The sequence below is a fragment of the Bhargavaea massiliensis genome (assembly GCF_050480245.1).
GTDB lineage: Bacteria > Bacillota > Bacilli > Bacillales > Anoxybacillaceae > Anoxybacillus.
The window spans coordinates 79,061-93,875 of sequence record NZ_JBCNEQ010000019.1; the positions used below are offsets into that span (position 1 = coordinate 79,061).

Annotated in this window: 12 protein-coding genes; 10 read left to right on the plus strand and 2 right to left on the minus strand. The window is 45.2% G+C overall.

The features are described 5' to 3' along the window. Positions 1-41: 41 nt before the first annotated feature. Positions 42-833, minus strand: coding sequence for a hypothetical protein (locus tag ABEV15_RS05095; protein WP_498852549.1), 792 nt, complete (start codon positions 831-833; stop codon positions 42-44). Between the two features lie 102 nt (positions 834-935). Beyond that, positions 936-2,648 (minus strand): Rqc2 family fibronectin-binding protein, encoded by a 1,713-nt coding sequence (locus ABEV15_RS05100; RefSeq protein WP_498852550.1) that lies wholly within the window; start codon positions 2,646-2,648, stop codon positions 936-938. Between the two features lie 100 nt (positions 2,649-2,748). Between ABEV15_RS05100 and ABEV15_RS05105 the strand changes: the two genes are divergently transcribed. The 10 genes from ABEV15_RS05105 (at position 2,749) to rlmN (ending at position 14,760) form a co-directional block, all read left to right on the plus strand. Beyond that, positions 2,749-5,418, plus strand: coding sequence for a calcium-transporting P-type ATPase, PMR1-type (locus tag ABEV15_RS05105; protein ID WP_498852551.1), 2,670 nt, complete (start codon positions 2,749-2,751; stop codon positions 5,416-5,418). Positions 5,419-5,526: 108 nt separating this feature from the next. Further along, the gene (locus ABEV15_RS05110) at positions 5,527-6,405 is read left to right on the plus strand and encodes a YicC/YloC family endoribonuclease (protein WP_498852552.1); all 879 of its coding nucleotides are present in this window, start codon (positions 5,527-5,529) and stop codon (positions 6,403-6,405) included. A 24-nt stretch (positions 6,406-6,429) separates the two neighbouring features. Then, on the plus strand, positions 6,430-7,050 hold the full coding sequence (gene gmk, locus ABEV15_RS05115) for a guanylate kinase (protein WP_429631707.1): 621 nt from the start codon (positions 6,430-6,432) through the stop codon (positions 7,048-7,050). A gap of 1 nt (position 7,051) precedes the next feature. Continuing rightward, a complete protein-coding gene (rpoZ, locus tag ABEV15_RS05120; RefSeq protein ID WP_429631709.1) occupies positions 7,052-7,261 on the plus strand; it encodes a DNA-directed RNA polymerase subunit omega in 210 nt (69 codons plus the stop codon). Positions 7,262-7,329: 68 nt separating this feature from the next. Further along, positions 7,330-8,532: a bifunctional phosphopantothenoylcysteine decarboxylase/phosphopantothenate--cysteine ligase CoaBC gene (gene coaBC, locus ABEV15_RS05125; RefSeq protein WP_498852553.1), complete on the plus strand. Its 1,203-nt coding sequence runs from the start codon at positions 7,330-7,332 to the stop codon at positions 8,530-8,532. Further along, positions 8,529-10,943: a primosomal protein N' gene (gene priA / locus ABEV15_RS05130; protein ID WP_498852554.1), complete on the plus strand. Its 2,415-nt coding sequence runs from the start codon at positions 8,529-8,531 to the stop codon at positions 10,941-10,943. The genes coaBC and priA overlap by 4 nt, the downstream gene beginning before the upstream one ends. A 17-nt stretch (positions 10,944-10,960) precedes the next feature. Further along, the gene (def, locus tag ABEV15_RS05135; RefSeq protein ID WP_498852555.1) at positions 10,961-11,434 is read left to right on the plus strand and encodes a peptide deformylase; all 474 of its coding nucleotides are present in this window, start codon (positions 10,961-10,963) and stop codon (positions 11,432-11,434) included. Continuing rightward, complete coding sequence (gene fmt, locus ABEV15_RS05140) at positions 11,431-12,375, plus strand: methionyl-tRNA formyltransferase (protein ID WP_429631717.1); 945 nt, start codon at positions 11,431-11,433, stop codon at positions 12,373-12,375. Before def ends, fmt begins: the two co-directional genes overlap by 4 nt. Then, positions 12,368-13,714, plus strand: a complete 1,347-nt coding sequence (gene rsmB, locus ABEV15_RS05145; protein ID WP_498852556.1) for a 16S rRNA (cytosine(967)-C(5))-methyltransferase RsmB — start codon at positions 12,368-12,370, stop codon at positions 13,712-13,714. Before fmt ends, rsmB begins: the two co-directional genes overlap by 8 nt. Further along, positions 13,711-14,760: a dual-specificity RNA methyltransferase RlmN gene (gene rlmN / locus ABEV15_RS05150; protein ID WP_498852557.1), complete on the plus strand. Its 1,050-nt coding sequence runs from the start codon at positions 13,711-13,713 to the stop codon at positions 14,758-14,760. Before rsmB ends, rlmN begins: the two co-directional genes overlap by 4 nt. The last annotated feature ends 55 nt before the right edge of the window (positions 14,761-14,815 follow it).

The window sequence follows — 14,815 nt, forward strand, 5'->3', positions numbered from 1 at the left end:
TTAAGGGTGTCCAACGAGCGACACCCTTTTTGATTTTATACTTATTTAGTGGAAATTGCGTTTGTTTTTAAATAGTGGATATCGTTTGCTTGTTGAATCGAACGGAGTGATAATGCTTGTAGGATCGTTTCTTGATGCGCTATTTTCTCAAACCCTTCTTCCATTTGTTGCGACAATTGTTCGATTTGCTGTTTTATGGCTGGAATTTCTTGCACATGCAACTCAACAACAGTCATTCGTTCCATCAACTGTCCAACCATTTCCCGAATAGCTGGCACAAGCGCCACATCGTCTTTTGTGGCCATTGTTTGTTCAATTCGCTCCACCCGATGTTCAAGCGCACGCATACCGCTTTGCAGAGATACAACATCATCTTTTGTCGCCATACGCTGCTCGATGCTTGCGACGTCGTCTTTTGTCGCCATACGCTGCTCGATGCTTGCGACATCGTCTTTTGTCGCCATACGCTGCTCGATGCTTACGATATCATCTTTTGTCGCCATACGCTGCTCGATGCTTGCGACATCATCTTTTGTAGCCATGCGCTGCTCGATGCTTACGATATCATCTTTTGTAGCCATGCGCTGCTCGATGCTTACGATATCATCTTTTGTAGCCATGCGCTGCTCGATGCTTGCGATATCGTCTTTTGTGGCCATGCGCTGCTCGATGCTTGCGACATCGTCTTTTGTCGCCATCGTCTGTTCGATATGACTCACGCGGTTTTCTAATACGCGAATGTCATCTTTCAACATAGCGACGTCTTCTTTCGTTGCCATGTTCGCACGCAAATATGCCAGCTCATCAAAAATGCGTTGCAACAACTGTTCCACCACATTCACCTCCTTTTTTCCTTTTCTATTATATCATCATTCGACAAAAAGAGAGGACGAAAAAATAACAAAAAATTTTGATTAAATTGAAAACCCGCCTACTTAGACGGGTTTTTTCATCCTCACAACTAACTCCTCATCCGGCGTGACGTAAATCGTCTGTTGGTTTTCGTAAATGACGAAACCAGGTTTGGCACCGCTCGGTTTTTTGACGTAGCGGACGCGCGTGTAGTCGACCGGGACGGAGCTCGAGTGGCGCGCTTTGCTAAAGTAAGCGGCTAAGTGGGCAGCTTCCATAATCGTTTGTTGTGACGGTTGTTTGCTGCGAATGACGACATGGGAGCCAGGGATGTCTTTCGTGTGAAGCCAAATGTCGTCTTTGCTTGCGAGTTTGTTTGTTAAATAGTCGTTTTGTTTATTGTTTTTGCCGACAAAAATCTCCGTTCCGTCGCTTGAAACGTAGCGCTCAAGTTCGATTGTGCGCGGCTTTTGTTTTTTTTGTTTTGTCACCTTGGCGCGCAAATATCCTTGTTCGACTAATTCGTCGCGAATGTCTTCAATATCTTTTGGCGAGGCGGTTTCTAGCTGCTGCAATAGCGTATCGAAATACACGATTTCTTCTTTTGTCCGTTCGATTTGTTCTTGGACAATCGCAAGCGAATTTTTCGCTTTTTGGTATTTTTGAAAATAACTTTGTGCGTTTTCGGACGGCGTTTTTTGTTCATCAAGCGGAATGGTGATCGTTGTGCCATGTTCGTCGTAGTAGTTGATCACTTCAATTTCTTTCATTCCGCGCTTTACTGCATAAAGATTTGCCGTCAGCAATTCCCCATATAGCCGATATTGCTCCGCCTGTTTTGCTTCTTCTAACGTTTGTTCTAACTTCACGAGCTTTTTCTCGTTTTTCGCTTTTTCATTCGCGACAAATCGTTCTAAATCGTGCGCCTGTTGTTTGACGCGGTCGCGTTCCGCTTTGCCGAAATAAAAACGATCAAGCATGTCGCTTAACGTTGGAAAATGTTTCACTTCTCCTTCGATATGCATAAGCGGCAAGGCGTAAAATATTTCTTTTTGCCCGTTTGTATATATACACGGAGTAAATGTCTCGTTTCGTACATCTTCGATCAGCGATATAAAACTTTTCGGCAGCGTCGTGCGATTGGCAAGTCCTGCCCGATGAACAGCTTCGCGCGCAAACAGCGGTGAGATGCCCATAAATGTGGCAACGAGTTGATCAGCTAATTTTCCTGCGAGAAAATCGATTTTTTTTAACACCGTTTCTTCCGTCGCTTCCAGCGGATTCAGTTTGTCGTGCGATGGTGGCGAAATGTAAGGCGCCCCAGGCAGCACTGTTCGGTAACGATTCACAGCAGGTGAAAGATGTTTGACACTGTCGATGATTGTATTCGTCTGTTCATCGACGAGAATGATGTTGCTGTGGCGGCCCATGATTTCGATGATGAGCTGTTTCGTGCATACATCACCGAGCTCATTTCTTGCTTTCACGTGAATGATGATCATGCGATCGAAATTGACTTGCGTAATCGCTTCAATGACGCCTCCTTCAATATGTTTGCGCAAAAGCATACAAAACATCGGTGGCTCGGGCGGGTTATCGTACGTTTCATTTGTTAAATGAACTCGGGCGTAAGTCGGATGCGCAGATAATAACAATTTATAGTTGCTTCCGTGCGAGCGAACGTGAAGCACTAATTCGGATGGAAACGGCTGATAAATTTTTGAAATGCGTCCGCCGATAAGCGTTCGCTGTAATTCTTTTGTCATGGCATATGTAAATACTCCGTCAAACGACATCGAAAACACCTTTCTCTTTTTCTTTTCATTATACCATATCATTTTTTTGTACATGCCTGAATAAGCTGTCATAGATAAGACAAGCGGAAGGGGGAAAGACATGAGTTGGCATTTGTCAAATGTTGAACAAGTAGAACAACAAGTAAACACAACAATCGGTTTTGGATTAACGGAAAAAGAAGCGAAAAAACGATTAAAACAATTTGGGAAAAATGAGCTTTCAGAAGAAAAAAAGCCGTCTGCGTTCAAACAATTTATCGGGCAGTTTCAAGACTTTATGGTGCTCGTTTTATTGGCGGCAACGGCGATTTCTGCCGTATTAGGGGAATACATTGATGCGGTCGCCATCGTAGCGATTGTCATCATTAACGCATGCTTAGGATTTATGCAAGAGCGGCGAGCGGAAAAGTCACTTGAAGCATTAAAAAAATTATCTGCCCCAGAATCGCTCGTTTTGCGTGACGGTGAATGGATCAAAGTGCCGTCTGCCCATCTCGTCGTTGGGGATATTATAAAATTTACAAGCGGCGATCGCATCGGGGCTGATGTCCGCATCATTGAAGCGAAAGGGCTATATATTGAAGAATCATCATTGACAGGCGAATCGCTTCCCGTCGAAAAACAAACCGCACCACTTGCGCAAGACGTTTCGTTAGGAGATCGTACAAATATGGCGTTTATGGGTACGCTCGTGACGAAAGGAAGCGGCATAGGGATCGTTGTGGCGACAGGAATGAATACAGCGATGGGGCAAATTGCCCATTTATTGCAGTCTGCACCAACGATGATGACACCATTACAGAGGAAGCTTGAACAACTCGGAAAAATTTTAATTGTCATCGCTTTAATACTTACCGCTCTTGTCGTTGTGCTCGGTGTATGGCAAGGACATGCGCTATATGACATGTTTTTAGCCGGGGTATCGCTTGCGGTCGCCGCTATTCCGGAAGGTTTGCCTGCCATTGTTACCGTCGTTTTGGCGCTTGGCGTCCAGCGAATGATGAAACGAAACGCTATTGTGCGCAAACTTCCGGCGGTTGAGACGCTCGGATGTGCCTCTGTCATTTGTTCCGATAAAACAGGAACGATGACAGAAAATCAAATGACGGTCACACACGTATGGGTGAATCATCGCTTATGGACGGTGAGCGGGACGGGCTATGAACCAAAAGGAACGTTTTTGTGCAATGGTAAACAAGAAAAGATAGATGCTACATTGCAACAACTACTATTGTTCGGTGCGCTATGCAATCATGCCGAGCTGAAGAAAAAAGGAAAAACATATATGATCGACGGCGATCCGACAGAAGGGGCGCTCGTTGTGGCGGCAGCGAAAGCCGGATGGACAAAAGAAAAAATTGCGGCCGAGTTTACGGTTGAACATGAATTTCCGTTTGATTCGACGCGCAAAATGATGACCGTCATCGTCAAAGACCGCTCCAATCGGCGCTGGATTGTTACAAAAGGAGCGCCAGATATGTTGCTCGAACGTTGTCGCTTCATATATATGGACGGTCAAGCGAAACCGTTGCGTGACCAAGAACGAAAAATGGTGCAACAAATGGTCAATACGCTCGCATCGCAAGCGTTGCGCACGATTGCGATCGCATATCGTCCGCTTTCGCTCACCGAAGCGATCAATGATGAAACGAAGGCGGAAAGCGATTTAACGTTTATTGGTTTACAAGGAATGATCGACCCGCCGCGGAAAGAAGTGAAAAAAGCGATTGCCGAATGTAAAAAAGCAGGCATTAAAACAGTCATGATTACAGGTGATCATATTTTAACAGCCAAAGCGATTGCCGAACAGCTACACATGTTGCCGCCAAACGGAAAAGTGATGGACGGAAAAATGTTATCGACGCTTTCTGTCGAAGAATTGGAAGATATCGTTGAAGATGTATATGTTTTTGCGCGCGTATCGCCAGAACATAAATTAAAAATCGTGCAAGCATTACAAAAAAGAGGGCATATTGTGGCGATGACAGGCGATGGGGTCAACGACGCTCCCGCTATTAAAACAGCCGATATCGGCATTGCGATGGGAATGACAGGAACAGATGTGTCAAAAGAAGCGGCATCGCTCGTTTTGTTAGACGATAACTTTGCGACAATTAAAGCCGCCATTGAAGAAGGGCGAAACATTTACGAAAACATTCGCAAATTTATTCGCTATTTGCTTGCCTCAAACGTTGGGGAAATTTTAGTGATGTTGTTTGCGATGATTTTAGCTCTTCCGCTTCCGCTTGTACCTATTCAAATTTTATGGGTAAATCTCGTGACAGACGGGCTTCCTGCGATGGCGCTCGGATTAGATCCTGCAGAAGAAAATGTCATGAAACGGCCGCCACGCCATCCGAAAGAAGGAGTGTTTGCGCGCGGGCTCGGTTGGAAAATTGTTAGCCGTGGCTTTCTTATCGGCATGGTGACGCTTATCGCGTTTCTCGTTGTGCATACGCGACATCCGGAAAATTTGACGTATGCGCAGACGGTCGCCTTTGCGACGCTCGTGCTCGCTCAGCTCATCCACGTCTTTGATTGTCGAAGCGAGCGATCAGTGTTTGACCGCAATCCGTTTGAAAATATGTATTTAGTGCTTGCCGTTTTGTCGTCGCTTTTATTGCTGCTTGTCGTTATTTATTATCCGCCGTTACAACCAATTTTCCATACCGTTTCGCTACCGGTTACCGATTGGTTGCTTATTGTCGGGTTATCAGCAATTCCGACATTTTTACTTGCGGGTTCGCTATTTACGCGTCGTCGTTCATGAAATGTTTTCGCTATATAGTGATATGTGCTATAATGTGAGAAGGTAATGGAGCGAATCTATTACCTTCTTTTGTTGTCGATATTTCATATGTACAATGGATGTGAGAATATGATCGTCAGTATGACAGGATTTGGCCGAGGAAAAAAAGAAGGCGAAAATATGCGCGTCACGGTGGAAATAAAATCAGTCAATCACCGTTTTTGTGAAATTTCGATCCGCATGCCTAGACAGTGGATGATGTTTGAAGATAAAATAAAAAGAGTAATTACAGAACATATTGCACGTGGACGTGTCGAAGTGTTTATTACCATTGAAGGGGAACAACTCGTTGAACGAACGCTTCACGTCGATTGGCAACTTGTTGATGCGTATTATCGGATGCTGACTGATGTGCGCAGCCGGTTTCATTTGAAAGACGATGTATCGCTTCGAGATGTTGTACACATGCTATCAGATGCGGTGGAAATGACAGAACAGCCGTTACAAAACGATGTGCTTCTTTCTTTGCTTTTAGAAGCGACAAAAGAAGCAGTCGAGCAACTGAAATATATGCGCGAACAAGAAGGGAAAGCGCTATTAGCAGATATGCTTGCGCAAGTCGAGACGATTGAGACAAGCGCGCGTCGCATTGAACAACTTGTACCAACGGTCGTCGCTTCTTACCGCGAACGCATACATAAACGGGTGCATGAATTCGTCCAAGGAATCGTTGATGAACAACGGCTACTAACGGAAGTCGCTTTATTTGCAGAAAAAGTCGATATTCATGAGGAATTAAAACGTATATATAGCCATATTGAACAGTTTCGTCGCATCGTTTCTGAAGGGGGAGCAGTCGGACGAAAGCTCGACTTTCTCGTCCAAGAGCTCAACCGCGAAATGAATACGATCGGCTCCAAAGCAAACGATTGCCACATCGCCTCTGAAGTCGTTAACATGAAAAGCGCCCTTGAAAAAATTAAAGAACAAGTGCAAAATGTGGAGTAGTTTGTTTATTATAGAAGGGTAGGGATGAACGTGAAAGAACGAGGGTTATTAATCGTTTTATCAGGACCGTCCGGCGTTGGAAAAGGGACAGTGCGAAAAGCATTATTTTCACAGCCAGACATTCAATTGCAATATTCGATTTCCGTCACGACGCGCAAACCGCGTGAAGGGGAGGTTGATGGTGTCGACTACTTTTTCAAAACGCGCGAACAGTTTGAACAAATGATTCGCCAAAATGAATTGTTAGAATGGGCCGAATATGTCGGAAATTACTACGGCACGCCAATTGAGTATGTGGAAAAAACATTGCAAGAAGGAAAAGACGTCCTTTTAGAAATTGAAGTGCAAGGAGCGATGCAAGTCCGCAAAGTGTTTCCAGGGGCGCTTTTTATTTTCCTCGCTCCGCCAAGTTTAAGCGAATTGCGTAAGCGCATTGAAATGCGCGGAACAGAATCAGAGGAGCTCATTCGCGATCGGTTAAAGGCGGCAAAAGAAGAACTAGAAATGATGGATGCGTACGATTACGTCGTCGAAAACGACCAAGTCGAGCTTGCGTGTGAACGCATTAAAGCGATTGTGATGGCTGAACATTGTCGTCGGGAACGCGTGGCACAACGATATAAAAAGATGTTGGAGGTTGAGTAATATGTTGTACCCTTCCATTGATTTACTTATGACAAAATTAGATTCAAAATATACGCTTGTCACAGTTGCGGCAAAGCGCGCTCGCCAGTTGCAAGTCAAAAACGATTTAACAATCGAAAAACCTGTGTCGAAAAAATTTGTCGGCAAAGCGTTAGAAGAAATTGTGGCGGGTCATATTGAAGTCGTTAGCGAAGAAGAAGCAACGCAATAAACTACTTACGACAACCTAGTTTTAGGTTGTTATTTTTTTACAAATATCAAATGAAAGGGGCAACGTTGATGCTTCAGCAAAAAAACATTTTATTATGTGTTACCGGTGGCATTGCGGTGTATAAAGCAGCAGCGCTCACAAGCAAACTTGTACAAGCGGGGGCGAACGTTAAAGTCGTCATGACGGAAGCTGCTTGTCAATTTGTCACACCGCTTACGTTTCAAGCGTTATCGAAAAACGAGGTATACGTCGATACATTTGATGAAAAGAAGCCAAACGTTATTGCACACATTGATTTAGCCGATTGGGCACATGTCGTACTCGTTGCCCCTGCGACAGCAAACACGATCGCAAAGCTTGCGCATGGACTAGCGGACAACATGGTTACAACCATTTTGCTTGCGACGAAAGCACCGGTTTGGCTCGCGCCTGCGATGAATGTTCATATGTATGAGCATCCAGCTGTACAACAAAATATGCGCACGTTGCAGTCGTTTGGTTATCGTTTCATTGAACCGGCTGAAGGGTTACTTGCGTGCGGCTACGTTGGAAAAGGACGGTTAGAAGAGCCAGAAACGATCGTCGCTTTGCTTGAACAACATTTCACAACAACCGAGATATTGAAAGGGAAAAGAGTATTAGTGACCGCTGGTCCGACTCGTGAAAAACTTGACCCTGTCCGCTTTTTCAGCAATCATTCGACAGGAAAAATGGGTTATGCGCTCGCTGAAGCAGCTCGCGATTTTGGAGCCGATGTCGTCCTCATTTCTGGTCCGACAGCGCTCCCTAGCCCTGCAGGTGTACAGACGATTCGCGTGGAAAGTGCGCAAGACATGTATGAAGAAGTGATGAAACATTTTCATCATAGCGACATCGTCATTAAAACAGCCGCGGTTGCTGATTATCGCCCAAAATACGTCGCTGGCAATAAAATAAAAAAGCAACAAGGGGACTATACCGTTGTTTTGGAACGAACGATCGACATTTTACAAACGCTCGGTGAACAAAAAACGCATCAATTTTTAGTCGGCTTCGCGGCAGAGACGAACGATGTCGAACGATATGCCAAAGATAAGCTTGCGCGCAAAAACGCTGATATGATTGTCGCTAATAACGTCGTACAAGAAGGGGCGGGATTCGGAACGGATACAAATATTGTGACGTTATTTAAACGAGACGGAACGACCAAACAACTTCCGCTTTTACCAAAGTCGGAAGTGGCAAAAGAAATTTTACGTGAAGTTCATCGTGAAATTGAGGGACGCTTATGACGATTGCTTCTGTCATCGTTGATATTCCAACGAGTCAAACGGATCGTCCGTTTGATTACATCATCCCGCCTGAACTTGTCGGCATCGTACAAGCAGGGATGCGCGTTGTCGTGCCATTTGGCACCCGCCTTTTACAAGGGTTTGTCATTGAAGTGAAAGAAACGACCGATATGCCGATAGAACAATTAAAGCCTATTCACTCTCTTTTTGATGTCGTTCCTGTGTTCAATGAAGAATTGCTTCAATTAGGAAAATGGCTAACTGAAACGACGCTTTGTTTTATGGTGTCAGCGCTTCAAGCGATGCTCCCTGCGGCGATGAAGGCCAAGTATGAAAAAGACATTCGGCTTATTGAGCAACATATTTCGCTTGTGCATGAAGATGTACGTGCATTGTTTGGCGGTCGTCTCGCCATTCCGTGGAGCGATGTCGAAAAAACCCCATACGTGCGCCTGTTGCAAAAAGAAATTGCAAACGGTCATATCGAAGTCGTTTATCGTGTTGAAGAAAAAGGAAAAATAAAAACAGAAAAATGGATCGAGTTGTGCGCAAGCGACGAATACGTCACACATGTACTCGCATCGCTCCCCGAGCGAGCGATCAAACAAAAACAAGTGCTCGAGCGGTTGCTTACAGCGCGCACTTTACCGTTAAAACAGTTGCTTGACGAAACAAATAGCACATATGCGACCGTTCAAGCACTCATCAAAAAACAGCTCGTTACTGTGAAAGAACAAGAAGTATATCGTGATCCATATGCAAACCGATCATTTACAAAAACAAAACCGCTCGCTTTAACAGATGAACAGCGTCAAGCGTTGCATGCGATCGGACAAGCGATTGACGAAGACGTGCACGATGTTTTTTTAATGTACGGCGTCACCGGAAGCGGAAAAACAGAAGTGTATATGCAGGCGATTGATATCGTCTTAAAAAAAGGAAAAGAAGCGATTGTGCTCGTACCTGAGATTTCACTGACGCCTCAAATGGTGAGACGTTTTAAAGAACGATTCGGCTCGAGAGTAGCCGTTCTTCATAGCGGCTTATCGCTCGGAGAAAAGTATGATGAATGGCGGAAAATTCAACGAAAAGAAGTGCAACTCGTCGTCGGGGCGCGCTCTGCCATTTTTGCCCCGTTTGAAAACATCGGCATCATTATTATTGATGAAGAGCATGAAACGAGCTACAAACAAGAAGAATCACCGCGCTATCACGCTCGCGATGTTGCGATTTTTCGCGGCCGTTATCATCGCTGTCCGGTTGTGCTCGGCAGCGCCACTCCATCGCTTGAATCGTTTGCGCGCGCGAAAAAAGGTGTATATCAACAAGTCACGTTAACGAGACGAATGAATGATCATGCGCTTCCACCTGTTGAGATTGTCGATATGCGTGAAGAGCTGCGGGCAGGAAACCGTTCGATGTTTTCGCGGCTTTTATTTGAAAAATTAACGGAGCGGTTACAAAAAGGGGAACAGTCCGTTTTATTTTTAAATCGTCGGGGCTATTCAGCTTTTGTCATGTGCCGCGATTGTGGCCATGTCATTCAATGTCCGCATTGCGATATTTCGCTCACATACCATCGCGTGCAACAGCAGCTGAAATGTCATTATTGTGGATACGAACAACGCATGTCTTCGCATTGTCCTGCTTGCCAAAGCGAACATATTCGCTTTTTCGGAACAGGGACGCAAAAAGTGGAAGAAGAATTAACAAAGCTCCTACCTCATGCGCGCGTCATTCGCATGGATGTCGATACAACGAGCCGAAAAGGAGCACATGAACGATTGCTAAATGAATTTGGGGAAGGGAAGGCGGACATTTTACTTGGCACGCAAATGATTGCCAAAGGACTTGATTTTCCGAACGTCACATTGGTCGGCGTATTAGCGGCTGACACGATGCTTCATGTACCTGACTTTCGTGCGGCGGAAAAAACGTTTCAGCTACTAACACAAGTGAGCGGCCGAGCAGGGCGACATCATCTTCCGGGCGAAGTCGTCATTCAAACGTACACGCCTGAGCATTACAGCATTCAACTAGCAGCCGATCATCACTTTGAGGCGTTTTATGAGCGTGAAATGATCAATCGAAAAAAACACGGGTATCCGCCGTTTTACTATTTAGCGCTCATTACGGTGTCACATCTTGATCCGCTTAAAGGGGTAAGCATCGCTGATAAAATTGTCGCTCATGTGAAAAAACATCTTTCTGCTGAATCGGTTGTGCTAGGACCTGTCGCTTCCCCGATTGCGCGCATGAACGATAGATATCGTTACCAATGCATGATAAAATACAAGCGGGAAGCGAACTTAACGACCGCGCTGCGCACGATTGTTGAACATTATCAGCGCGAGATGGCGCGCGGCGATGTGACGATTACGATTGATTTAAATCCATATATGATGATGTAAATAAGGGAGGAACCGTTTTGGCGATTTTACCGATTGTAATATATCCTGCACCAATTTTAGAAACCGCTTGTCAGTCGGTCACCGTATTTGACCGAAAGTTGACGAAGCTATTAAACGACATGTACGATACGATGCTTGCAGCCGATGGGGTCGGCTTAGCCGCCCCACAAATCGGCATCGCTCAACAAATTGCCATCGTCGATATTGGCGACCGCCATGGGCGCATTGAATTAATTAATCCTGTCATCGTGGAACAGAGCGGCGAACAAATCGGGCCAGAAGGATGTTTAAGTTTTCCGGGATTATTTGGGGAAGTGAAACGTTTCCAATACGTGAAAGTACGTGCGCAAAATCGTCGCGGTCGCCCGTTTGAAATCGAAGCGACTGGCTTTTTAGCGCGCGCGTTACAACATGAGATCGACCATTTACATGGCATATTATTTACATCGAAAGTCATTCGGTACTATGAAGAAGGGGAGTTCGAAGGATGAACATTGTGTTTATGGGAACACCTGATTTTGCTGTTCCGATTTTAGAACAACTGATTAAAGACGGATACAACGTGGTCGGCGTCGTTACGCAACCGGATAAACCGAAAGGACGAAAGCAACAATTGACCCCACCTCCCGTCAAAGTGACCGCACAATCATACGGCATTCCTGTATTGCAACCAACGAAAATTCGGGAAAAAGACCAGTATGAACAAGTGATCGCTTTACAACCAGACATCATTGTGACAGCAGCGTTCGGACAAATTTTACCGAAACCGCTCCTTGAAGCACCAAAGTATGGCTGCATTAATGTTCACGCATCGCTTTTGCCAGAGTTGCGCGGAGGCGCTCCGATTCATTACGCCATTTTACAAGGAAAAAAGAAAACGGGCATTACGATCATGTATATGGTTGAAAAACTAGATGCAGGCGATATATTAACGCAAGTGGAAGTGCCAATTGATGAACGCGATACAGTCGGGACATTGCACGACAAACTAAGCCAAGCGGGTGCGAAACTACTTTCTGAGACGCTTCCGAAACTGCTTCGTGGCGACATTATGCCGATCAAGCAAGATGATGAACAAGCGACGTTTGCGTACAACATTAAGCCCGAACAAGAGCGGATCGATTGGACGAAAACAGGTGAAGACATTTACAACCATATTCGCGGCATGAATCCGTGGCCTGTTGCTTATACGACATATGGCGATGAACGTTGGAAAATTTGGTGGGGAGAAAAAGTCCAAACTTCTTCACAAGCGAAGCCAGGCACGATTGTCGCCATTGAGAAAGATGGCATCATCGTTGCAACCGGCAATGAAACAGCGATAAAAATTACGGAACTGCAGCCAGCCGGGAAGCGAAAAATGAGCGCCACCGACTTTTTGCGCGGCACGACGATTTCAATTGGGACAGCATTAGGAGGAACGAATGAGTAAAAAAAACGTGCGAAACTTAGCATTAGATGTGCTGATCGACATTGAAAAAAAACGAGCATATAGCAATTTGTCGCTCCATCACGTCATTGAAACGAACGAATTATCCGCCCAAGACGTTGCGCTTTTAACGGAATTAGTGTACGGAACGGTACAACGTCGCGATACGCTCGATTACTATTTACAGCCGTTTGTTAAAGGAAAAATCGAGCCGTGGGTGCGCCTGTTGCTTCGCTTGTCGCTTTATCAAATGGTATATTTAGATCGCATCCCCGATCGCGCAGTATTGTTTGAAGCGGTTGAAATTGCTAAACGGCGGGGGCATCGCGGCATCGCCTCGCTTGTTAACGGCGTATTGCGCTCGATTCAGCGCCAAGGGTTGCGCTCTTTTGACGAAATACAAGACGACCTCGAACGTTTAGCGATCGCAACGAGCCATCCGCTTTGGCTCGTGCGCCGGTGGGTTGAACAATTCGGATTAGATGCGACGAAACGGATGTGTGAAGCAAACGTTTTGCCGCCAGAGCAAACAGCGCGTGTCAATACGACAAAAGCAACCGTTTCTGACGTGATCGCTGAATTAAAAAAAGAAGGCATAGAGGCCGTTCCATCAACGGTTGTTGATGTTGGGGTGAAAATGGTTAAAGGAAACGCGGCGAAAACGAAAGCATTTCAAAATGGGCTTCTTACTATTCAAGATGAAAGTTCTATGCTTGTCGCTTATGCGCTTTCTCCAAATGAAACAGATGTCGTATTAGATTGTTGTGCGGCTCCAGGTGGAAAGACGACGCATATTGCGGAGCGAATGAACAATCGCGGTCGTATTGTCGCCTTAGATATTCATGATCATAAAGTAAAACTGATCGAACAGCAGGCGAAGCGACTCGGTTTGTCGAATATTGAAGCGAAACAACTCGATAGCCGTCAAGCACATACACAATTTGCTGCTGAAACGTTTGATCGCATATTAGTTGATGCTCCGTGTTCAGGGCTTGGCGTCATTCGTCGGAAGCCGGAAATTAAATACGCCAAAAACGAAAAAGACATCGCGCAGCTTGCCGAAATCCAATTGAACATTTTACGGGCGGTTGCCCCGCTTTTAAAACGTGGTGGAACGCTTGTATATAGCACATGTACAGTCGATCGGGAAGAAAATGAACGAGTGATCGCTAAGTTTTTAGACGAGCATCCACAATATGAACGCGACCAAACACTTGCTTTGCGCTTGCCGTCATCGGTTGCGCCATATGTGCATGACGGCATGTTGCAATTGCTTCCACATCACGTATTTAGCGATGGGTTTTTTATCGCAACATTGAAAAAGAAAGGTGAAATGACATGAAACCATCCATTTACTCGCTGCGTTTAGAAGACTTGCAAAGTTGGGTGGAACAGCAAGGAGAAAAGCCGTTTCGCGCCACACAAATTTTTGAATGGTTATATAAAAAACGTGTTGCGTCATTTGAAGAAATGACGAATATTCCAAAAGCGTTGCGCGAGCGGTTAGATGAACATTTTGTCATCACAACATTAAAAACGCTCGTGCAACAAACATCAAAAGACGGAACAATGAAGTTTTTATTCGAGCTTCATGACGGCTATTCGATTGAAACAGTGCTTATGCGCCATGACTACGGCAATTCGATTTGTGTCACGACTCAAGTCGGCTGCCGGATCGGCTGTACGTTTTGCGCTTCGACATTAGGAGGATTAAAGCGCAATTTACAAGCAGGTGAAATCGTTGCCCAAGTCGTCAAAGTGCAAAAAGCGCTCGACGAAACAAATGAACGCATAAGCAGCATCGTCGTCATGGGAATTGGGGAGCCGTTTGACAACTATGACGAACTCATGAAGTTTTTAAAAATTGTTAACCATCCGAAAGGGCTGCATATTGGTGCGCGTCATATTACCGTATCGACGAGCGGCATCATCCCGAAAATTTATCAATTTGCTGACGAAAACATGCAAATTAATTTTGCCATTTCGCTTCATGCGCCAAATACAGAGTTGCGCACAAAGCTTATGCCGATTAACCGCGCCTACAAATTGCCAGAACTTATGGAAGCGGTGCGCTACTACATTGAAAAAACAGGGCGGCGCGTTACATTTGAATACGGTTTGTTTGGTGGTGTGAACGATCAAATAGAACACGCGGAAGAGCTTGCACAGCTCATTAAAGGATTGAAATGTCATGTCAATTTAATTCCGGTCAACTATGTACCTGAACGCAACTACGTTCGTACGCCGCGCGAACAAATTTTTGCGTTTGAGAAAACATTAAAAAAACATGGCATTAATGTAACGATTCGCCGCGAGCAAGGGCATGATATTGATGCAGCATGCGGACAACTGCGTGCAAAGGAGCGAAAAGAGGAGACGAAAGCGTAAACGGGATACACATACAGAAGGGAGGAAGCGATACTCGCGTGAGTGTCGCGCGCGT